Raw genomic sequence first — 20,326 nt, forward strand, 5'->3', positions numbered from 1 at the left:
CGCCGGTACGCCGGTACGCCGGTACGCCGGTACGCCGGGTGCGCCTGTCACATAAGCTCTCTTGATCATGGGAGCGGACATTACGGCCCTCATCGTCGAGTGGGCCCACCTGGAGAACACCCCCGTCCTCGAACGCGAGCGCGCGCTCATCGAGGCAGCGTCCCCCGACGTCTATGACGAATCGGTCGAGGACGGCTGGGCCTGGCTGCCACCCGCCCCGGAGGGATTCCCCACCTGGTGCGCCCGGTACGAGTTCGGCGGCACCCTGGGGTCGTTCAAGCCGCACTTCTGGGCGGGCGAGCGGTGGTGGGCCGTACGCGAGCATGCCCCGGCCGACCTGCGGGCGGCGCTCGATGCCTTCCTTGCCGGGCTGATCTGGACCCCTCCCGGCACCGACGACGACCTGGACGAGGACGACGCCGAGCCGTGGTACGGCTCCATGTGGGCCTACTGCCCGCCCCCGGACGTCCCCGCCCTGACACGGGCATGGAACGCAGCCGGCCCACGGCTTGAGGAACTGCGTGAACCCTTCACCGCTCATGCTGCCGCCCCCGGGCAATGGATCGGCCAGTTCGACGAATTCACTCAGCTGCTCCACGGCTGGGCGAGGGCCGTCGCAGAAGCCCACCAGCGCGGATGGGGGCTGATCGGGCTGCCGATCTGATCCCTCCCGGCGCGAACCACCGCGCCCCGGTCACGGAGGTCGGCAGGGCAGTGGTCGTCGTGATGGTCACGCGGATCGTCCTCACCACAGGAGCGAGCACCGCCATCGCCGAGCGCCTTGGCAAACCGGCAGGGAGGAGAGCCGGGAAGCTCGTGACGGGGGGATTTATCAGTGCGCCATCGTCAGGCCTCGACCTGCTTGAGGATGGTGCTGCGGCGTCTTCGGGCTGAGCTTCAGGGCCGGCAGGCGTCCATGCCACCAGGTGCTGCGCCCCTCATGTTCACGGCCCGTCCGGCGGGCACCCCGCTCAGAGCCACCCACCGAGCGGGGCCTCCAGCACTGCCCCGGCACTCCGAGGGCGAGCCGGCGTTCGTTCATCCTCCCGGCGGCGCGCAGCGGCACTGTCAGTGGCTGCTGACATGATTGACGCCGGTTGGAAAGAACAACGAAGGACGGCATCCATGCAGGACGTGACACGCCATACGGTGAGCGAGCAGAAGATCGCCCAAGCGCTGGAGGACATTTACCGGCGAACGTTCTACCGCTATCACGGGCTCCGCTACGACCATCTGTCCCTGAAGGGACTGCAGGAGATACACGACGAACTCCTCGACTATGTCGCCGCCCGCACCGTCACGGACCCTGCACTCGACAAAGCGTCGCGCACAGCGCTGCTGACGGCGGGGGAGTGCTCCCTGGGGATACTGAACGTCGGCTGCTTCCCCGACGGCGACCAGGAGATTCCCCTCCCGTTCATCGACGAGGAACTCACCAGCGAAGAGATCGCCTTCGGCGACGACGTCATCGATGAGGCCCCTACGGCCCGCACATGGTGGGACACGTTCGCGATATGCCTGGTCAGCGGCCTGATGTGGCAATGGCAGCGGGTGGTTGGACTGCTCCTGCGCAGCGACCTCGCACCCGCGATCCGAGACGGAATCCCGTACTCGAAGCTGACGTCGGTGTCGGCTCCGGCGGACCTCGCCGCGATGGACGCACTGTGCAGCTACCTCACCCCGGCGCACGGGCACCTGCCGAAGGACTGGCCCACCGTCCCCTTGCGCCGGCCCGGAGCCGACGAACGCGCGGAGGCGGCGCGGGCCTTGGACCTGGCCGGCTCCCTGACGCCGGACCAGCGCCTTCTCCGCGTGCTCCTGGACGACGACCAGCATGCCTTCGAGCAGGCCCTCGCCGCCCGGCTCACCGAGCACCGGGAAAGCCTGGAACCCGACCCCGCCCCCCGGACTCTGCTGCCGCTCGGCCCTCTGGCCCTGGCCGCCCTCGCGATCCAAGCACACGGATGGGACCTGGGCGTCCGGTCCGGCTATCTGCCGCACGGCATCTTCAGCTCCCTGCAGGCGCTACGCGAAGCGGCGGGAGCAGATAAGAATGAACTGGGCGGCTGGACCGCCAAGTAGCAAGCTCCCGGCGGCGCGAACGGCGGCGACCGGGCAGCGTTCGCCGGGTGCCCGCACTCTACGCGGGTGTCCAGCGGGCGCCCGGCCAGTTGTACTCGTCGAAACCCTCCGACACCTTGCCGCACGGAGCGTAGATGCTCACGGCGAAGGTGCCTGTGGAGCGGTACCAGTTCACGTCCACCTTGTCGCCGGTCTCACGCTGCTCGAACCGGAAGCCCCGGTCCGATATGTTCTCGCTGGTGAGCTCCCAGCCGCTACCCGCAAGGCGCAGGCGGGTGCGCTCCTGAGCGGAACGAGCGACAGCCTCCGGGATATCCGTCACCTGCCACGACAGCTCGAAGCCGTGTACGTCCCTGAGGCTCCGGTCGATGTGGGCAATGGACTTCAGGCCTCGGTAGTAGCAGGCGTTCGTCGCCACCCGGGCGGGAGCGTCAGGGGCCTTGGGAAGGGCCGCCTCGTCGTAGACCCGTCGTGTCTCTTCCTTGAGGCGCGTGGCGACCCGGTCGGGGTCGGCCGCGGGGTACGGCTCGCCGTTCCACAACCGGAGGCCGACCACGACCATGCCGATGTTCACACCGACGACGAGCAGACCGCCGGCGCACCACAGGGCCGCACGGGCGGGGCAGCTTCCCAGAACAGAACTCATGATCGGGAGCGTAGGCGGCCCCTGCTGGGCTCCGCGTGGGTGCGGGTACTCAACTGCTGATGAGTAGCGCGTCGGGCCGAGTCTGTCCCGACCCCATGCTGACCACCGCGCGGTGCGGTGGGGTGGGGGCGGGATCAGTTGGTTCTGCGAACGACCTCCCGCACTCGCCCCTCACGCCCGATACCGGCCTGGGGGTCCATGCACGCCCGGACCGGAGCGAGAGGGCGACCATGACCCAGGCGCTCAAGTCCATCACGACCGGTGTTCCCTGGCCCTGGCATATCGGTTTCGGGCGGGACCGTCATGTGAAGGTCCTGTGGCCGCAGGGCGTACTGAAGCGGCGCCGGGTATTGGCTTGTGCGTCCCCGCAAAGGTGGTGCGGCTGACGACACCGGCTGTCAGATGCGGAACTCGGGTGGGAAACCGGTCCAGCGCAGTGATTCGGGGAGGTGCTGCATGTCGTTGAAGAAGAGCATCGAGGAGGGCCGGCCGGGCGAGTACCGGATGACGGTCAGGGCCGCGTTGCAGTGGTTGAGGCCGATCCAGCGCCACGCCGGGGCGTCCTGGGAGGCCCGGACGAACCAGCCGATGAGGAAGTTGTGCGTGACGACCAGTTCATGGACTGGTTCGTCTCCCTGCACCGGGCCGGTGAAGTGCGCCAGCGCTGCGCGGGCCAGTGCTGGACCGTTCTCGTAGTCCTCGGCGGGGAACTGGCCGAGGTAGCGAAGCACGGCGTCTGCCGATTCCGGCGGTAGCTCCCCCTGCTGCGGCAAGTGGGGGATGTAATCCCCGGCCAGCTCAGAACAGTGAAGAGGAACGTTTTCGAGTTGTTCGCCGATGAGGTGAGCGGTCTGCTCCGCCCGGGGCAACGGGCCGTGGTGAACCACTGACAGAGGGACGTCCCGGAGTCGTTCGCCGAGAAGAACGGCCTGGCGGCGGCCGTTCTCGGTCAGACTGCTCTCGTCCGGTGTGGCCTCGCCGTGCCGGGCGAGGTAGAGATAGCGAGTGGCTGTTCCAGTCATGCGCGGTCGCCCCTGTCAACGTACTGACCTTGTGTAGTGCTCGAACAGACGATGGGTAAGGGCTTCCGGTTGCGGGGTCATGGCTGTCCACGCCTGCCCCGTGTCGGCTCGGAGGGAAAGCCGTCGTGCGGGCGTGGCGGATCCACGCGCGGCTCCTCCCGTCCCCGTTCGGGATGCGCCGTTGAGCCGGGACGTCAGGCGGACTGGAGGCGGTTACAGCTCCTTGTGGCTCCGGCCGTCGCAGTAGTAAGGGTTCAAGCGGATACCGACGAGGTCGCGGCACCGCGCACCGTGCCGGTCGCGGTGCGCGGGTTGTCTCGCCGTCGTCGATCTGTATGACGACTGCTTCGACAGGGTCGTAGACGGCCGCCGCCCACGCCTGCCGGGCACCACCGTAGGACACGGCGCGGTAGCCGTTGCTGGTTCACGCCCGGATGTCGCGGGGAACGAACCGCTCGCGTTGATCGTCAAGACCGTCTCGCGGGCCCATGGGGCCCGGTCGAAACAGCCCGCCGCGGCGGGCTTGTCCGCTGCTGCGGCCCGCAGCGCGACGGAGTCCGGGTCGGTCACTCCTCGTCGTCCTTGCGGTGGTCCCCGCCTCCGGCGGGGTGCTGCTGTCCAAGGGCGGGCTCGCTGTCACCGCTGCCGTGCTTGTCCGGGTGCAGTCCTCTTGCCGCCTGACCCGTGCGTGCGACGCCGCGCCTGGGCAGTAGATTGCGCCAACCATGTACCTGAACACCGTCGACCAGACGACTTGCCGGCCGGTGCGACGGGGGCCGGATTCCCTGAAGTCGGGCCGGTCGCGCCGCCGTGTCGAGCAGGACTGCGCCTCCATCGGCACGGACGGCTTCGGTTTCTCCGACACGCGGAGGCGGTCCGGCGCCACTTCGGCTTCGACGCCGAGTCGGCCACGGTAGCGGTGCTCGCCGCGCCGGCACTGCGGGGCGAATCAAGCCGGTAACAGTACGGGAGGCCGGGCGGCGATACGCCCCGGAGCACTGACCCGACCCGCACGGGACGCCGGCGTCCAACCGGGCCGGCGCCGGATTCCGACGGGTAGTTCAGGCGGCCCCGGAGGCTGTTGGCGGGTCATGGACCGGACGATCGGGCTCCGCGTACCACCGGAAGCGGGATCGGTGAAACCAGTAGGGGAATTATGGCCTCCGTCACTGTGGAACCTCCTCCCGAACTGGTGAGGTGTGCCTTACGCGCCGGGTGCGACATCGCCTCTGACTAGGGGAGTTGAGGATCCGGCTGGATACGCATGCCGGAATTCCTGTGGAGCCGACTGCCGGAGACCCCGCCGCCGGAAAGACCACCGTCATCCTTCGCGTTCCCTCTCACCGATGCCGGACCGCCGCTCGTACGGAGGGACGTGTCCACCACACACCGGAGCAGCAGTGTTGAAGAAAAGAACCATCGCCGTCGTCGGAGGCGGTGCCGCGTGCACCGCGTTCCTCGCAGCGTACGCCCGACAGTTGTCGGGCGACGTGGCCGGCGCGGCGGCGGATGTCATCGTCTTCGAACCGGGGAAGAGCTTCGGGCCCGGCATCGCCTATGCCGAGGACGCCGACACCGCTTTGCTCAACCGGCCCTATTCCGCCATGTCGGTGGACTACGGTGACCCGGGACAGTTCCGCCGCTGGCTCTACCGGCAGACCTCCGCCCGCCAGGCCGGCGACCCCGAGGCGCGGCACACGCCGCGTTCGCACTTCGTCTCCCGCACACTGTTCGGACACTACCTGCAGGACGTCTTCTCCCAGTCCCGGGAAGACCTGCGGCTGCTCGGGGCGCAGGTGACGCTCGTACCGTCGGCCGTCGTCGACCTCGCCGTGGAAGGCGGGGACACCGGGGGGACGGTGGGGGCCGGGGGAAGCGACACCTACCTCCTGACCACCGCCGACGGTGCGCGCTTCGTCGCCGACGGGGTCGTCCTCGCGATCGGCGCCATCGCACCGTCGGATGTCTACGGGCTCAACGGGTCCGCCGGATTCGTCGCCCAGCCGTACCCCCTGGTCAGCTCGCTGGACGAGGTCGACCGGAGTGCGGAAGTCCTGGTCCTGGGCGCCGGGCTGACGGCGATCGACGTGGCCGTCGTCCTGACGGACGCCGGACAGGAACGCCGGATCACCCTCGCCTCACGGACCGGGATGATCCCGGATGTCCGCACCGACCTCGGTACCGGCGAGCTGCCGGAACTGCTGGCCGGTGTCCGCCGGTTATTCGCTCGTGGCACCATCAGCCTGCACAGCGTTCATGAACTTCTCGACGCCACCCTCCGGCTGAGCGGGACAAGCATGCGTGAGGCGCTGCTTCCGTACACCGATTCCTGGTCCGCGCCCGACCTGATGCGCCATCGACTGGAGAACCCGCTGCCCGGCGGCCTGGTGCAGCGTTGCGTCGCTGCCCTCACCCCGTTCTACTCGGAGCTGTGGCGGGCCCTCCCGGAGGCGAGCCGCCGCCTGTTCCTGCGGGAGCACTACCGGACGTACAACTGCCTGCGCAGTCCGATGCCGGTGACCAACGCGCACCGGCTGCTCGGCCTCCACGAGGCGGGCAGGCTCGACTTCGCCAGAGGCATCACCCACGTCAAGGCGGCCGCGGGCGGCGGCTTCACCGCGACCTTCGCCGACGGGCGCACCGAGCACTACGACGCAGTTGTCAACGCGGTGGGACGAACGAACGACACGGCCGCCGCATCCGCCTCCTCATTGACGTCGCGGCTGGTCCGCAACGGCATCTTCGTCTCCCACCCGCTGGGCGGCATCCGGGTCGACCCCGGGACCAACCAGGTGCGCGGCTCCTCGGGGTCGGTGTTCCCCCGGCTCTACGTGCTCGGCGACCTGGCCTCGGGTGAGCACTTCCACGTGAGCTCGATGGAGCTGGTCGCGGGGCAGGCCGCCAAGGTGGCGGCGCAGCTCGTACCGGCCTCGGACCGGCTCCTGGTGGGGGCCGTCGCGTGAAGGAGGCCGGACCGCCGCGGGGGCTGGCCGTCTGCCTGATGTCACTGGTATTCGTGCCGCAACTGGCCCTCGCCGCTTACGTTCCCGCACTGCCCGCCATCGGCAGGTCGTTCGGCGTAGGGCCGGGCAGCACCAGCAGCTCACTCGTCGGCTACATGGCCGCGTACGCCGTGTGCATGATCCTCACCGGCAATCTCGCGGACCGCTACGGCTCCCGGCGCGTCCAGCTGACCGGGCTCCTCCTCTTCACCGGTGCGTCCGTCCTCTGCCTGCTGGCCCCCGTGTACGGGGTCTTCGTGGCGGGCCGGGTGCTGCAGGCACTCGGCGCCGGTACGGGCACGGTGATATCCCGGCTGTGGGTGCAGCGGGCGCTGCCCGAAAAGCAGCGGCTGTCCATGCTGACCGCACTCTCCACAGTGATCGCGGTGACCCCGGCCGCGTCACCCCCGCTGGCGGGCATGGCCGTGGAACACACCTCCTGGCGCGTGCTGTTCGCCTTCATGGCCGTACTCGGGGCCGTCATCGCCGGCGCGGTCGTCAAGCTCCTGCCGGCCGACGGCACCGGCGCCGCAACGGAAGCCGAGGGGGCCCCGGCCGGTCCCGTGCGGCCGCCGGGAGGGCTCGCCGGGCTGGGCAGGGCGTACCGCACGGTTCTCGCCAACCGTGACTTCACGGTGTTCGCCACTGCCATCAGCCTCGCCTGGTGCACCTACTTCACGTTCACCACCTACTCCAGCGACCTCCTCCAGCTGCGGCTGGGCGCTTCGCCCACCCTTTACGGAGTGCTGTACACCCTGGTGATCACGGGCTACGTCGCCGGCAGCACCACGGCGAAGCGGCTGGGCAGGACGCGGTCGCTGGAGTTCATCGCGCGCACCGCCGCAGCGGTGGCGGCGGCCGCCGCTGCGCTGATGCCGGTCACGGTGCGTCTGTGGCCGCACAGCACGCTGAGCATCGTCCTGCCGATGGCCGTGTGCATGCTGGGCGTAGGAGCGCTGTTCCCCACGTGCCAGGCCGGGATGATGCGGTACGAAGGCGAGTACGCCGGCGCCGCTTCGGGGCTGTTCTTCTTCCTGCAGATGGCGTCAGGAGCCTGCTACACCGCCCTCACCGGCATTGCGGGATCCCCTGATGCCCCGATGCTCGCCCTGGCCATCGCCCTGCCCGCCCTGTCACTGCTCCTGCTCTGCTTCTTCGCACTGCGAAGCCGCCCACGAGCAGGCCAGGAGCTCTCGGCGGTCCGGGACACAAGGCCCGTGAAATCGGGCAGTGCCTGATCGGCGGAAGGTTCCGGATCTGCCCGTCGGCCGCCACTTCGTGAGAGGTGGCGGCCGACGGGCAAGAGGCCCTCACCGGAGGGCGGCGTGGCAGCCGGGTACGGGTACCTGTGGCGCGCCCGCACACAGCCGACGGATCGGCTGCCTTCCAGGCGACATCCCTGGCCGTGTCCTGCGAGCAGCCGGCGGGAGGGGCAGTCGCGAGCTGCTGGGGTTGCCTTCCGGAGCGGTCCGTACGCTGTCTGCGGCCGCCCGCTCGGGTGCTTACAGCAGCGGCCGCGGCTTGTACCGGGTGTGAACATAGGGTGTCCTCGTGTTCCTTCTCCGCACCCGTGCCGCTTGCGCTGCCATGGTCCTGTCCACATTCTTTATCGCGGCCTGTTCCGCCACGGAAACGGACCAGGGCGACGACCCCCGGGAAACCACGCCCCCCATTGCCGAGGGCCCGGATGCCGATGCCCCGGCGAACGTGCGGCGACCGAGCCCGGACGCCGTCTTCGACTACCAACTCGGCGGCGCGTACCCGCCTGCCGGCAACGTGCGGGCTGTCTCCCGTGACCGTGAGGCCAAGCCTGCCGAGGGGCTTTACAACATTTGCTACGTCAACGCCTTCCAGACGCAACCGGGCGAAGCCGTCAGCTGGTGGAAGAAGGAGCATCCGGACCTGCTCCTGAAGAACGACGACGGCCGCCTGATCGTCGACAAGGACTGGGACGAACCGCTCCTGGACATCTCGACCCCGGCCAAGCGCGACGCCCTGATGAACATCATCGGCCCATGGATCGACGGCTGCGCCGCGGCACATTACGACGCGGTGGAGCCGGACAACCTCGACTCCTACGAGCGCTCCGAGGGCAAGCTCACCTCCCAGCACGCGATTGCCTTCGCTCGTCTCCTGAGCGCTCGCGCACACAAGCGGAACCTGGCCATCGCCCAGAAGAACACCACTGATCTGCTTCCCGAGCACAAGCGCATCGGGTTCGACTTCGCTGTCGTCGAAGAATGCGGACGCTTCAAGGAATGTCCCGAATTCAGCCGCGCCTACGGTGCCAGGGTCTTCGACATCGAGTACGAGAGGAAGGACTTCACCGCTGCTTGCCGGGCGTGGGGGAAGGAGCTCTCCATCACCCTGCGCGATCGGGAGGTCAGCCCTGCCGGTAAGCGCGGCTACGTGTACGAGTCCTGCTGAACGCCTTCCGATGCGGTGCTGCGGGGGATGTTGCCCCCGTCATGCACTGGCCCCCCGATACCCGAATGCCCGGTCGCCCGAGCGACCGGGCGGGCATCGCGCTCCGCGTTGCCGAACAAGATCCCGAGGTGTGGTCGAAAGCCGCTGGTCGGCGCCCACCCGGCAGACCGGTCCAGCGGGCCGACGTGCTCAGTGCCGCGTGCAGCTCACCAGCGGCGTCCACGGTGCGAGAGAGAATCGGAGGGCCCCGCGGGCGCCGGCGAGCGGTGGGCACCGAGCCGGAACGCCGACAGCGCCGGCAGGGCGCGCTCGCGAACCGTTTCGACAGAACCGTTTCGACAAGAGCGATTGCCACGAGTTCGACCAGCGGGCCAAAGCCTTCTACGGCCCTGTGACCGTTGCGGCCATACGACTGTGGCGTCGTGCATGACCGTCAGACGGAACCTGACCGGCCCCTGGTCTGCCTCCCCGGCTGCCCGGGGAGGCAGACCCGCCGCCTACGGGGTGATGATCACCTGGTACCACTCACTGTCGAGGATGCGGTCGGACTGTACCGCCCGCCCCAGCTCGCCGCCCGCAGCAGTGTTGTCCCTATTGTCGACATGGGCCCGGATGCAGGGCGCGTTGGGCGGGGTGCCCCGGTCGACGGTGACACCCGCGAGGTCCCATACACCGTCGATCGGGCGCGGGGTGATGTCAATACACTGCGCACCGTCATTCCCGCCCTGCCAGGACCTGGCGAAGGGGTATTCGTCACAGGAATCGTTGGGGATACCGGTGGCACCCCGGGGGAAGGCATACGGCCCACGGTCACAGGTCTTGGCACGCCTCTTGCTGGCGTCCGGGTCAAGAGGATCGACAAACCGCGACAGCAGGTGGTCGGCGTCGCCGAATCTGCCCGTGAGGTTCTTCTGCGCCCACTCGTAGGCGACGGCCGCCCCCCGGTATTTCGACTTCGAGAAGGTCACATTGGGCGTGTGCCCCATGACGATGCAGCCGGGGATGGGGCTGGCGTCGCCGATCGTCGCGTCACAGCGCACGGTGGGGCCGTCGAAGATCGCGCTGTCATACCCGGGAACGCCGGTGGCGCCGAGGGCGGCGCCGTTCACAAAGTAGGTGACATCGATGTGGGAGATGTCCGTCTTGGCGGCGACACTGGACCTGTACACGATGGTGCCCTGCACAATGTCACCGCCCTTTTCCACGACCGCGTGCGCGCCGCCCCAGGCCGGCCCCGCCGTGCTGCACATGCCGCTGCACGTGGCATTCACGGCCACATCCACGGCGGACACCTTGTCGTCCATGTCGCCGGGGACAGCGATGATGTTCTCGGTCCACTGCCCCGAGTAGGAGTCGAGCGTGCCGATGGCATCGACCACGATGTGGGCTTCGCCGATCTTCACGTTCTTGTCGTTGAGGAGAGTGTATTTGAGGGGCATCCGTGTGCAGTAGGCGTGCCGGTTGGAGATGACACGTTTACTGGAGTGTTCGAGGCAGAGCTTGAGCGCCTCCCCCGGGTCGGAGGGGGCGAAGGAGGGGGCGGGGGCGAAGTCGGCGACAGGGTCCGCCTCGACACAGGTCCACGCCGCGCCTTGGCTGCGCGCGGCGGATCCGTCGGCCGCGGTCGTGCAGTGGCCCTTGAGGGGCACCCGGCTAGCGGGGGAGGCTGTGGCCGGTGAGGTGCCTAGGACACACAGGGCTGCGGTGAGGGCGAGCGAGGTTATCGCCGCCAGGCCGCGTCTGACGCGTTTCACAAGGTGGTCCCTTCCTTCGGTGGCCCCTTGCGGGCACAACGAAGGTATGGAACCGGGCAACTCCCTTTTCTTCCAACCGAATTCGGGACAGTTCTTGATTTTATTTGGCCAGTTGTGGTATCGCCCTGCCGTCCCTGTGGCGCTATTTTCACTCACACTCGCCTCACAGACCACACACAGAGGGAAACAACGATGCGCCGCACAAGAACCCACCTTGGCAGAGGGCTCGGAGCGCTCATAGCCACCGCGACGGCCGCCGTGGGCCTGGCCGCCGCCCCGGCCGCCGCCGCCCCGGCCGCGCCCGCCGCCGCCGGGCAGAGGGTCCAGCCCGGCCAGACCTGCACCGCAGCCGATCTCGGTACCCGCCACCCGATCATCAAGAGCGCCGAAGTCGCCCCCACCATCACGCACTTCAAAGGCTGGTACGTCACCGAAGGCTCGACCGGTAACCAGAGCGTCAACACGAACGTCACGGAGACCATCTCTGTCTCCGTCGGCCTCAACGGCACCGTTCAGGGCAGCTTCGCCGTCGAGGCTCTCGGCTCCGTCGGCGCGAGCCTGGGTCTGAACGTGCAGGTGAACTACACATCCACCAGCAGCACGTCGACGTCCGTCTCGTGGAACTTCCGCAATCCCGGCTATTACGGCCTCTACAAGGGCACCAAGAAGGTCACCGGTACGTACGGCAGCCTCAACTGCAACCGCGTCCAGCAGGGCGACGGCAGTTGGGCGTTGAAGTGGATCGAAGGGGCCGACACCGGCAGCTACACCACCTACACCACCCTCGAAGAAGGCGCGGTGCGCTGCGAGGACAAGGTCCCCGCCAACAGCATCATGCGCAAGGCGCAGGAACTCCTCGACTGCGGCTCCGCCACCGCCACGGCGAAGCATCCGGCCGGGCCGGTCGTCTCGGCGAAGGCCACCAAGGCCAGGCACGACGCCGAGAAAGCTGCCAAGGCTGAGAAGAGCGTGAAGGCCACCGGGGTGTCGGCCCCCGCCACGCCGGCCGCCCTGAATTGCCAATCCGTCGTCTACAAGATCGAGGTCCCCGGCAAGCCCTTGAACTGGAGCGCACCGCTCCTGGCCAACGACGGCATCCGCCTGCGCGAATCGAACTGGACCAGCGCCCACCTGGACAACTGGCGGCTGTGCAACGTGACGGAGCGCAACGGGATCATCGAGGCCTCCCTGTGGAACTGGGGTAACGGCGGATGCGCGACCATCCCGGCGAACATCGCCAACCGGGAGCAGGCCTACCTGACGACGACCACCTGCGGGGAGGACGACCTCCAGCGGTTCTACATCTACCGCGACGTACCCGGCAGCACGAAGATCGGCCTGCAGAACAAGTACACCGGCTCCATGATGGGCCACGACCGGTACGCGGACGGGGAGCTCATCCGCCAGTACTCCAGCGGCAGGCAGGACGGCACGGGTACGTACACCCTGACCGCAGTCTGACGACACCCTCCGTGAGCGCGGCCCCGCATGTGAACCCCGGCCTCCCGGTTCCGTGCGGGGCCTTTCGCGTCTCTACCCCGAACCCGGCCTGGGGACCGGTGCCCGTGGTCGAACATCTCCTGACGCAGCTGCCGCGGGCGGTGGAGAAGCCCCTGGGTTGGGGAGAGCCGGCCGTTGAGGAGGAACACAGTGTGGAGTCACTCGTAACGCAGGCGCAGCGACTCCTGTTCGTCCTGTTCATCCCGCTTGATCTGCTCGATTGGCTCGATCTGGTCGACGGTCAGGCCAGGCAGGTTCAGCTGGGCCAGCGTCACCTCGGCGCTCGTCGGCTGGGCCTCGGCAGGCCCCCACTGCTCCGGTTGCCAGACGTTGGCGCGCATCAGCGACTTCGGGCAGTGCGGATAGGCCTGCTCAACCTGCACCATCAGCGCTGTGACCGGCGGCTTGCCAACGTCTGACGGGTAACGGTCCTGATGAACAAAGAGGTGCGGGACATGGAGCGAGCACCCCGACAAGCTGTTCTCAGGGCTGGACGGCCTCAAGTGGGTGCCTGAACCGGGTGGTGTCACCGCGGTCGGCGCGATCGGCAGATCTTGTGCGGTCGCTCCCGCCGGGTACGGTCCTGTCGTGGGCTTCGTCCTCCGGGGCGAGGGGAGGCCGCGGGGTCCGCTGACTGGGGTCCTGCTCCTGTTCACGGAGCCTGGCAGGGGGTGGAGCCTCCTTCGCACTGGGAGAGGCCGGGCAAGTCGAGGCGGCGATGCATGGGCCGTTCAGACGTCGCCGTGCTGCGGGCGGTCGGCGGCAAAAGCCCGGCTGGTCGCCAGCCAGGATCGCGCGGGTTCGGCGGGACGCGTGGTGTCCACGGTGAGGTGGAGCCGGGTACCGCCTTCATGGCCGGCCGGGTAGCTGCGTTGTTCGGTGGAATCGAAGCAGCGCCGGAGGACTTCCGCGACGCGGCGGGCGGTCTCGGGGGACGCGGCGACGACGCGAATGTCGGCGTACCCCGCCGGGGGCACCGGATCCGCTGGTGCGGGGGTGGGCGTGTTGTGTGCGGACGTCATGTTCACCGCCTCCGTCCGGAGAAGATCCGGCGGCGTTCGCCGTCTCCGTGCGGTTGCTCGCGGCGGTTACGGGAGAGGAGGGGGCCGGCGGGGTCGATGGCCGACCGGGGGCCCTCCCGGAATCCGCTGTCGGGCCACGGCAGGACGCCGCTGTAGTGGAAGCTCGCGATTCCTTCGTCGTGCTGGGCGTTGAGCCGGCGGATCAGGAGGGCTCCCGCAGTGATCAGGCTCAGGATCCAGGCCAGGGTGACGGCGATCTGCACTGCCTTCACATCCTTCGGGCGGAGCGCGGAGGCCCGGTCGGTGGTGGCGCGGTCCCGCCCTCGGTCTCCCATTCCTCTTCGCGGTCCCGTGACTCCGCCGCGTCGTCGGCCGCTCGCTCGTCCTCCATCAGCCTGCTCGCGGTGAGGAGGCTTCCGGGGGTGGTCGCGGCGGACATCAGCCTGGCGGCCGCGGCCGGGCCGGTCTCCGGCGGGATGATCAGCAGGTCCAGGCGGTCCGCGGTGTAGGAGAACACGAGGAGCTTGTGCGGGTCCTGCTCATTTGTGAACCACCCCACGTGCACCGTGTGTCCGGTGACGGGAACCTTGCGCGGGATCACGGGCCAGAAGACCGGATTCACCGTGACGCGGGTGACTCGCCCCCAGGAGTGGTCCAGCCTCTCCGCCAGTGCGGGGAGCTCGCGGGAGAGGTCGCGCGAGCGAGGCCACCAGGAGCCGTCCAGAAGCCCCGGCGTCGTTCCCGGCGTCAGGGACAGGCGAGCGGGCGGCGAAGCGGCATGCTCCTCGGTGGTCGTACGGTCGATGTTGACGGCCATGATGCAACCTGCCTCCGGGCTCGTCGTCGGCCCGGCATTGCGACTCGCCGGGAACGACACCCGCATGGAGGCCGGTGTACCAAGCGTTCCCGGTTTCTCCACCCTACTCCGGCAGGCGGTCCACAGGCCCCGCGCGACCAGGCAACCTTGCGGGAACGCGGGCGTACGACGGCGGCCCTGCGGGCGACCCCGCCGCCGGCCTGCGCGGAGTACGGTGGGGTTATTAAGAGCGCTTCGCCCCGGTGCTGCCGGCGTATTCCGGACGACGAGCGAATGCGCGGAACTCTCGGAGACAGGGCGAGCACACCATGGCCGATTCCGACACCCCACGCCCTCCCGGACTTCTGCCGGATGCGATTCACCACGCCGTGAGACCTGGGACGGCGCTCCTGCGGCTGGAGACGACGCAAGAGCGCGGAGGAATCCTGGACGGTGCGTGGTGGCCGCGCTCCCGCGACATCCATGCCGAGCTTCCCGGTCTGATCACCGCCCTGACCGAGCACCTCGGGCCCATCTTGCGTGTGGGCCTGGACGGGAGTGCCTGGGAGGAACTCCCGACGCGGCTGACCGTCGACGACCGGGTCGTGCACATCGACTCCTTTCCTGTCGGTGACGACACGGTCCTCATCACCCGGGGCGACAACGATCACTTCGCCCTGCTGGTGGTCCCGCCCGACGCGGCACCCCACGCGGCACGGGCCGCAATGGCCAGAGCCGTACGGGCCGACAATGTCACCCAGGCCGAACAGATCCTCATCGACACCGGCAGCACTCCGCGGACCTGAACGCCCGGGCAGCAGTGGCGTCCGGTCAGCCGAGGAAAGACAGCCGGACCTTTGGGCCGGTGGTGTCCTGGCCGGTGGTCACCAGAACGACGGACTGCGAGGTCCCCGGCTCCAGCCCCACCGCCGACCACGGGCAGAGTGGCGTGGGGCGGGACCAGGGCCGGGAGCATGTGATCGCCGCCGGGGCCCGCACTGCCGTTCCGGTCTCCGCCCGCACCGACCTGATAGACACGGGTAAGGGAACCGTCCGCATGGTCATCGGCGCGGGCGGCAACATCGCCACCAGCCAGGACGACCTCTCCGGCGCCCCGCGGGCCCGGGTCCTGGACGGCCTGAAGGACGACGAGACCTCCTCCGGTCCCCGCGAGCCGGTGTGGATCCCCGGGGAGGCGCCCTGGGCTGCCGTCCAGGACCGCAAGTACAACCGTGGCTTCGCCGCCTTCGACGTCGGCCCCGGCGACCGCCGCGAGGGCCTGACGCGGACGCGGGTCACCTACTGCACGTTCGACGGACCCTATGGCGACCTGACGCCCGTCGACACCTTCACCTTGCAGCGCCCAGCGCCCGGACGCGCGCCACTGAACAGACGGCACCGGCGAGCCCGGGCAGCGGCCGGAGGCCTCCCGCAGGATCCCGGCCGGGCACACCCGAGCGAAGACCGTCCGGTCCGCGCGGCCGTCCGGGGACGGCTGCCGCATAGGATGCCCGGGATCAAGCGAGGGAAGGGACTCCATTGAGAGAAACGCCCGGTGCGCGTGCGGAGTTGGACCGGCTCGGGCGCGCCCTGCACGCGCAGCTCGTCGAGCTGATCGACGCCCTGACCCCCGGCACCGAACTCGGCCTCCTCTTCCTCGACGAACCGAACATCGCTGATTGGCGCGAACCTGTGCGCTACAGCTACTCGGCAGTGTTCCGTGGGCAGAGCCCCGAAGGGACCGGCGCTGCCGACGTCGCATCCCGGGCGGCCGCCCTGCTCAGCGCGGCTGACTGGGACGTCGTGGGACCGGAGGAGGAGGCCGCCGACGGCACGAAACGTACGTACGTCCTCACGGCCCGCAGTCCCGACGGCATCCGCATCGAGGTCCGCACAGGGGACTGCAACTCGGCCGTGCTCTACAGCGGGCAAACCCCTGCCCCAGCCCTGCGCGAGACGGAGGAGTTCCAGTGGCCGGAGCCGGTCCGGACGCCCGAGACTCTCACGCCCGGCTACGTGCTCTGCTACGAGTGTGACGGCCTCGGAGCCTGCCACGGCTGCGGTGGGCGCGGCTGGGCGCCCGGCGAGCCCCAAGGGCGCAGCAACTGCCACCAGTGCGGCAGGCAACGCGTCTGCCTCATCTGCCGGGGCGGGGGCGAACTGGCCGTCTCCCAGTTGTCGCCGTACTAGCGAACCTACTACCCGGAGGCGTAGGGCCGAAGGCTTCCGGTACGCAGGCACCGGACGGAGCTCCGCACCAAAGGGCTGTCCCGTAACTGTTTGGTCAGTGAGCCGTGAGAGCCGTGAGAGCCGAGGGCGTCGTGGACGGCCCGTGGACTGCTGCACGAGTGTCGCGGCAGACTCGTGGTCATGGTGCACCTGCGGGTTCTCACGACGAGCGACTGGCCGTTGTGGCGGGAGGTTCGCCTTGCTGCACTGAGCGAGGCACCCCAGGCCTTCAAGGCTGGGCTTGCAGAATGGCACAACGGTGGGGAAAAGCGGTGGCGCGAGCGCTTGGCGATGCCCGCCACCTACAACGTCGTTGCGCTGCTGGACGGCCGAACCGTAGGGATGGCTGCCGGCCTTCCCGGGGACGGCGGCGCATGCGAGCTGAGGTCGGTGTGGGTCAGCCCTCAGGCACGGGGCCGCAGCGTTGGGGACCAGTTGATAGCGGCGGTCGAGGGCTGGGCCCGGCAGAGGGGTGCTGCGGCTCTGAAGCTCGCGGTTCTACCGGGCAACGAGCCCGCTGTCGCGCTGTATCAGCGCAATGGTTTCGTCGATACGGGAGAACTCGGAGACCTTTTGTCCGACGGGGTGACCAGGGAACGTCTGATGGTGAAGACGCTTCGCTGAGAGGACGGCGTGACGAGCAGAACAGATCATCCATCGGATCCTGGGAGCGGTGGCCTTCGATCCGAAGGCCACCGGCACTGCCGACTTCTGTGCGGCGGTGGACGGCCACAGTTGCGATGACCTTATTGTGGCTGGTGTGATCACGGCGTCCGTGCCATCTTGGACAGCCCCGTTCACCGGGCTGAGCCGCGTGCCTTCGGGCAGCTGGTGACGGTTCTGCGGCGTGAGGGTGCGGGCACGCTTCGCAGGGGGGGGCGGCCGTGGCGCGTTCCGCTGGAGGACCGGGCACTGCTCGTCGCGGCGTACCGGCGCACGAACCTGACCATGCGGCAGCTCGCTCTGCTGTTCGGGGTGTCCAAGTCGGCGGTGGGCCGCATCATCGACCACCTCGGGCCGATGCTTGCGCTCCGGCCCCGCAAGCGGTTCGCCAAGGACACCGTGCTCATCGTGGAGGCACGCTGGTCCCACCCGGGACCACACCATCGCCGAGCGGTCGAAGGACTACCGGTACTCCACGAACCACCAGGTCGTCAGCGACGCCGACCCCCGCCTGGTCGTCGTGGTCGGCCGGCCGCTCGCCGGGAACCGCAACGACTGCAAGGCGTGGGAGGAGTCCGGCGCCAAGGCCGCCGTCGGCAACACCCTCACGATCGCCGACGGCGGCTACCCGGGCACCGGACTCGTCATCCCACACCACCGGCAGCGCGGCCGGACCGGGCTCCCTGCCCGGAAAGAGGAACACAACAAGGCGGCGAATGCCCGAGGTGACCTGCAGATCATTTACGGGACAACCCTAAGGCGCCGCCATCGAGCCCGGTGACGTCCCGGTACTGGGCGGTAAGGCGGGAGTTCCGCCGGATGCGGGGTCGGTATTAGCGCTCGTTTGTGATTTTAGAGGCGCGCGTTGAGGGGCCTTCTGTGTCTGGGAGTGGTGTGGGGGTGCGACCTCATCCTTGGAGGGGAGCGCGGGCGAGTCGTGCGAGGGGCGTGCGCGCCTGTTGTCTCCGGCTCGTGGGAGTGGAAGGCCGATCAGGCCGGTTGTAGCGGGCATCAATGAGGTGAGAGGAGGTGAGGGAAGATGGAGATGGCGCTTCTTGATCTGCAAGCCATGAAGCCCTCCGAGGCCGAGGAGTTGGGCCCGGACTTCGCGGCCAGCGTCGAAAACAGTGGCATCAGCATTTTGATCTGTGACGAGGATCTGGCGCCGTCCTGAGGAGGCGGGAGTATCTGAGGGTTGCTTGTGGGCTACCCCGGCTGCCGTCCGCGCGCACTGCGAGGTCTCGGCTCTCGGCGGCTGGGGTGGCTGAGCGGTGGGAAGAGGGGGTCGGGCAACAAGCCGTGCAGCGGCGGGGCCTTCGGGTCGGCCGGCCGCCGCGTAGACCTCTTCCGGAGGCTTCGGAAGAGGGCCGAGCTTGCACCATCCCACGGCGGCAACGGGCTCGCCCAGCAGCTCTGCTGCTTTGCGCCGGGCCGTCAGGACGTCACGGGTTACGAGGTCCTCTCGCTGGAGTAGAACCGATCGGCGCGGCGAACCACGGAGATCACACGCGGTCGAGAGGCCGGTGCGGCTTGTCCGGGAGCTCGACGGTGATCGGGTCGCCGGGGCGCACTCTTCCGCCCGCCTTCACCACACTCATGATTCCGGCCTTGCGCACGATGTGGCCGGCCTCGTCGTAGCCGACGACCTTCTTCAGCAGTCCCTTCTGGAAGTTGTCGATCTGCAGGCAGGGGTTGCGCAACCCGGTGACCTCCACGATCGCCTCGTCGCCGATGTGCAGCAGCGTTCCGACGGGCAGGCCGAGCAGGTCCAGGCCGCTCGTGGTGATGTTCTCGCCCAGTTCACCGGGTGCCACGGTGAACCCCTCCTGCCTGAGCTCTGCGAAGAGTTCCTCCTGTATGAGGTGGACCTGGCGCAGGTTCGGCTGGGCCGGGTCCTGGGCGATGCGTGAGCGGTGTTTGACGGTGACGCCTGCGTGGACGTCTCCCTCCACCCCGATACCGGCCAGCAAGGTAATGCCGGCCCGGTTGGGCTTGGTGAACGAGTACACGCTGTTGCTGCTGACTGCCCTTACCATCGCGGTCACTATCGGGCTCCCGTTCGAAAAGTACTGATGGTCAAGAGCCTAGTCCGAGAACTGTGCTCAGGCGTGTGCGTGGGCGTGGGCGTGGGCGTGTGGGTTGGGCGCGTGCGCGGGCGTGTGGGTGGGGGTGAGGGTACGCGTATGAGCGGGCCGGTGAGGCGAGTAGGGGCGGGCCGGTAACCACCACCAGTCGTCCCGGGGCCGCATGAGCGGCCGTGCAGCGTCTGCTGCCGCTCCCCGGCCTTGCCGATCGGGCCGGCGCCGCCCCCGGCCGACACGCCCCCGGGCGGCGCCAGTACGTCTCGAGCAGGTCGTCAGCGCAGTCTCATGGAACGGGCACCGGCTCGGCGCGGGCGCCGATCGCGTCGTACAGCCGTGCACCGAGCAACTTCAGTTGTCCCTCCGGTGTCACCTGTACGTCCTTCGCCCGTGCCTCGAGTTCCAGGTGGCCTGTGTCTTCCCCCCTTCCCTTCGCTTCCCTTCCCTTCCCCTTCTCCGAGCGCTGCCCCCTCTCTCCCCTCGGCCCGGTCGACGGTCGGGTGATGGCTGCTTCCAGGGCCTGCCCGAGCACCGCGCACCGCGCACCGCGCACCGCGTACCGAGCACCGCGCAGTGAGCGCGAGGCACATCCTTCCCATGCACGCGGACCACGGAGACGGCCGACCAGGACGTCCCGGCCAGAGCCGGACTATGGTGAAATCCGGCCACGCGGCCACCGCCGTACTCCGTCGACGACGACCACCTGCGCTTTACCGTGCCCCCGCAGTCACACGCCAGCGACTATCGGACATTTATCCGGCTCCTCTCGCGACGGTTCGATCAAGTGGGGAGTATCTGTGTGTTTCCTATGGGGGGAGTGTGACGAGTGTTGCGATCTACGCGACCCGCACGAGCTAAGCGGCCTGTGCCATCCGCACGATTTACGCGGTCTATGCGGTCTATGCGATTTCCGCGAGCCGCGCGGCCTACGCGGCCTGCGAGCCCTGCGCAAACCACGCGCCGAAGAGCCGCCCGGCTACTGTCCTGTCTCCTGGCGTTCGCGCTCCTGGCCGTCGCCGGACTCACCGAGACGGCCTGGGCCCGTACGGTCTTGCCACCCGTGCCGGGCCGGACCGCACCACCTCCCGCACCGGACCCCCTC

General features: G+C 68.8%; 17 protein-coding genes and 4 pseudogenes. 11 read left to right on the plus strand and 10 right to left on the minus strand.

What is annotated here, in order from left to right:
* Positions 1-67: 67 nt before the first annotated feature.
* Both ACSNOH_RS00800 and ACSNOH_RS00805 read left to right on the plus strand, forming a co-directional pair.
* Positions 68-664, plus strand: a complete 597-nt coding sequence (locus tag ACSNOH_RS00800; RefSeq protein WP_436719174.1) for a hypothetical protein — start codon at positions 68-70, stop codon at positions 662-664.
* Positions 665-1,125: 461 nt separating this feature from the next.
* Complete coding sequence (locus ACSNOH_RS00805; protein WP_436719175.1) at positions 1,126-2,082, plus strand: immunity 49 family protein; 957 nt, start codon at positions 1,126-1,128, stop codon at positions 2,080-2,082.
* Between the two features lie 58 nt (positions 2,083-2,140).
* Here the strand turns inward: ACSNOH_RS00805 and ACSNOH_RS00810 are convergent, their stop codons facing one another.
* Together ACSNOH_RS00810 and ACSNOH_RS00815 are read right to left on the minus strand one after the other, a co-directional pair.
* Positions 2,141-2,728 carry a hypothetical protein gene (locus ACSNOH_RS00810; protein WP_436719176.1) on the minus strand — a complete coding sequence of 196 codons (588 nt, stop codon included), beginning with the start codon at positions 2,726-2,728 and terminating at the stop codon, positions 2,141-2,143.
* Between the two features lie 398 nt (positions 2,729-3,126).
* Positions 3,127-3,750, minus strand: a complete 624-nt coding sequence (locus tag ACSNOH_RS00815) for a histidine phosphatase family protein (protein WP_436719177.1) — start codon at positions 3,748-3,750, stop codon at positions 3,127-3,129.
* Between the two features lie 1,403 nt (positions 3,751-5,153).
* Here ACSNOH_RS00815 and ACSNOH_RS00820 point away from each other — a divergent pair.
* From ACSNOH_RS00820 to ACSNOH_RS00830, 3 genes are all read left to right on the plus strand, one after another.
* Positions 5,154-6,713: an FAD/NAD(P)-binding protein gene (locus tag ACSNOH_RS00820; RefSeq protein ID WP_436719178.1), complete on the plus strand. Its 1,560-nt coding sequence runs from the start codon at positions 5,154-5,156 to the stop codon at positions 6,711-6,713.
* Positions 6,714-6,751: 38 nt separating this feature from the next.
* A complete protein-coding gene (locus ACSNOH_RS00825) occupies positions 6,752-7,990 on the plus strand; it encodes an MFS transporter (protein ID WP_436719179.1) in 1,239 nt (412 codons plus the stop codon).
* Between the two features lie 313 nt (positions 7,991-8,303).
* Positions 8,304-9,179 (plus strand): endo alpha-1,4 polygalactosaminidase, encoded by an 876-nt coding sequence (locus tag ACSNOH_RS00830; RefSeq protein ID WP_436719180.1) that lies wholly within the window; start codon positions 8,304-8,306, stop codon positions 9,177-9,179.
* Positions 9,180-9,676: 497 nt separating this feature from the next.
* Here ACSNOH_RS00830 and ACSNOH_RS00835 read toward each other — a convergent pair whose 3' ends face one another.
* A complete protein-coding gene (locus tag ACSNOH_RS00835) occupies positions 9,677-10,828 on the minus strand; it encodes a NucA/NucB deoxyribonuclease domain-containing protein (protein ID WP_436719181.1) in 1,152 nt (383 codons plus the stop codon).
* A 297-nt stretch (positions 10,829-11,125) separates the two neighbouring features.
* Between ACSNOH_RS00835 and ACSNOH_RS00840 the strand changes: the two genes are divergently transcribed.
* Positions 11,126-12,394 carry a hypothetical protein gene (locus ACSNOH_RS00840; RefSeq protein WP_436719182.1) on the plus strand — a complete coding sequence of 423 codons (1,269 nt, stop codon included), beginning with the start codon at positions 11,126-11,128 and terminating at the stop codon, positions 12,392-12,394.
* 197 nt (positions 12,395-12,591) lie between these two features.
* On the opposite strand, the pseudogene ACSNOH_RS00845 reads toward ACSNOH_RS00840, so the two are convergent.
* The 4 genes and pseudogenes from ACSNOH_RS00845 to ACSNOH_RS00860 all read right to left on the minus strand — a co-directional run.
* Positions 12,592-12,846, minus strand: a pseudogene (locus ACSNOH_RS00845) (hypothetical protein); the annotation flags it as partial.
* 318 nt (positions 12,847-13,164) lie between these two features.
* Positions 13,165-13,455 (minus strand): hypothetical protein, encoded by a 291-nt coding sequence (locus ACSNOH_RS00850; protein ID WP_436719183.1) that lies wholly within the window; start codon positions 13,453-13,455, stop codon positions 13,165-13,167.
* Between the two features lie 2 nt (positions 13,456-13,457).
* The gene (locus ACSNOH_RS00855; RefSeq protein ID WP_436719184.1) at positions 13,458-13,718 is read right to left on the minus strand and encodes a hypothetical protein; all 261 of its coding nucleotides are present in this window, start codon (positions 13,716-13,718) and stop codon (positions 13,458-13,460) included.
* A 5-nt stretch (positions 13,719-13,723) separates the two neighbouring features.
* Entirely contained in the window at positions 13,724-14,272 is a 549-nt protein-coding gene (locus tag ACSNOH_RS00860; RefSeq protein WP_436719185.1) for a DUF5994 family protein, read from the minus strand.
* Between the two features lie 308 nt (positions 14,273-14,580).
* Between ACSNOH_RS00860 and ACSNOH_RS00865 the strand changes: the two genes are divergently transcribed.
* Positions 14,581-15,057, plus strand: a complete 477-nt coding sequence (locus tag ACSNOH_RS00865) for a DUF5994 family protein (RefSeq protein WP_436719186.1) — start codon at positions 14,581-14,583, stop codon at positions 15,055-15,057.
* A gap of 25 nt (positions 15,058-15,082) precedes the next feature.
* Here ACSNOH_RS00865 and ACSNOH_RS00870 read toward each other — a convergent pair.
* Positions 15,083-15,260: pseudogene (locus ACSNOH_RS00870) on the minus strand (YjbQ family protein); the annotation flags it as partial.
* A gap of 530 nt (positions 15,261-15,790) precedes the next feature.
* Here ACSNOH_RS00870 and ACSNOH_RS00875 point away from each other — a divergent pair.
* The 4 genes and pseudogenes from ACSNOH_RS00875 (at position 15,791) to ACSNOH_RS00890 (ending at position 18,317) form a co-directional block, all read left to right on the plus strand.
* Positions 15,791-16,441 (plus strand): hypothetical protein, encoded by a 651-nt coding sequence (locus tag ACSNOH_RS00875; RefSeq protein ID WP_436719187.1) that lies wholly within the window; start codon positions 15,791-15,793, stop codon positions 16,439-16,441.
* 180 nt (positions 16,442-16,621) lie between these two features.
* Positions 16,622-17,104, plus strand: coding sequence for an N-acetyltransferase family protein (locus tag ACSNOH_RS00880; protein WP_436719188.1), 483 nt, complete (start codon positions 16,622-16,624; stop codon positions 17,102-17,104).
* Positions 17,105-17,231: 127 nt separating this feature from the next.
* Positions 17,232-17,855: pseudogene (locus ACSNOH_RS00885) on the plus strand (helix-turn-helix domain-containing protein); the annotation flags it as partial.
* Positions 17,856-18,182: 327 nt separating this feature from the next.
* Entirely contained in the window at positions 18,183-18,317 is a 135-nt protein-coding gene (locus ACSNOH_RS00890) for a SapB/AmfS family lanthipeptide (RefSeq protein ID WP_436719189.1), read from the plus strand.
* A gap of 328 nt (positions 18,318-18,645) precedes the next feature.
* On the opposite strand, the gene ACSNOH_RS00895 is transcribed toward ACSNOH_RS00890, so the two are convergent.
* Together ACSNOH_RS00895 and ACSNOH_RS00900 are read right to left on the minus strand one after the other, a co-directional pair.
* Positions 18,646-19,179, minus strand: a complete 534-nt coding sequence (locus ACSNOH_RS00895) for an MOSC domain-containing protein (RefSeq protein ID WP_436719190.1) — start codon at positions 19,177-19,179, stop codon at positions 18,646-18,648.
* 283 nt (positions 19,180-19,462) lie between these two features.
* Positions 19,463-19,552, minus strand: a pseudogene (locus ACSNOH_RS00900) (SAM-dependent methyltransferase); the annotation flags it as partial.
* Positions 19,553-20,326 lie beyond the last annotated feature (774 nt).

Origin of the sequence: Streptomyces sp. URMC 127 (genome assembly GCF_051386535.1) — a bacterium.
Lineage (GTDB): Bacteria > Actinomycetota > Actinomycetes > Streptomycetales > Streptomycetaceae > Streptomyces.

Coding starts and splice junctions, on each gene's coding strand:
- ACSNOH_RS00800 (WP_436719174.1), top strand. CDS start 68: ATGGGAGCGGACATTACGGCCCTCATCGTCGAGTGGGCCCACCTGGAG.
- ACSNOH_RS00850 (WP_436719183.1), bottom strand. CDS start 13,455: ATGACGTCCGCACACAACACGCCCACCCCCGCACCAGCGGATCCGGTG.
- ACSNOH_RS00890 (WP_436719189.1), top strand. CDS start 18,183: ATGGAGATGGCGCTTCTTGATCTGCAAGCCATGAAGCCCTCCGAGGCC.
- ACSNOH_RS00860 (WP_436719185.1), bottom strand. CDS start 14,272: ATGGCCGTCAACATCGACCGTACGACCACCGAGGAGCATGCCGCTTCG.
- ACSNOH_RS00825 (WP_436719179.1), top strand. CDS start 6,752: ATGTCACTGGTATTCGTGCCGCAACTGGCCCTCGCCGCTTACGTTCCC.
- ACSNOH_RS00815 (WP_436719177.1), bottom strand. CDS start 3,750: ATGACTGGAACAGCCACTCGCTATCTCTACCTCGCCCGGCACGGCGAG.
- ACSNOH_RS00880 (WP_436719188.1), top strand. CDS start 16,622: ATGGTGCACCTGCGGGTTCTCACGACGAGCGACTGGCCGTTGTGGCGG.
- ACSNOH_RS00865 (WP_436719186.1), top strand. CDS start 14,581: ATGGCCGATTCCGACACCCCACGCCCTCCCGGACTTCTGCCGGATGCG.
- ACSNOH_RS00840 (WP_436719182.1), top strand. CDS start 11,126: ATGCGCCGCACAAGAACCCACCTTGGCAGAGGGCTCGGAGCGCTCATA.
- ACSNOH_RS00805 (WP_436719175.1), top strand. CDS start 1,126: ATGCAGGACGTGACACGCCATACGGTGAGCGAGCAGAAGATCGCCCAA.
- ACSNOH_RS00895 (WP_436719190.1), bottom strand. CDS start 19,179: ATGGTAAGGGCAGTCAGCAGCAACAGCGTGTACTCGTTCACCAAGCCC.
- ACSNOH_RS00810 (WP_436719176.1), bottom strand. CDS start 2,728: ATGAGTTCTGTTCTGGGAAGCTGCCCCGCCCGTGCGGCCCTGTGGTGC.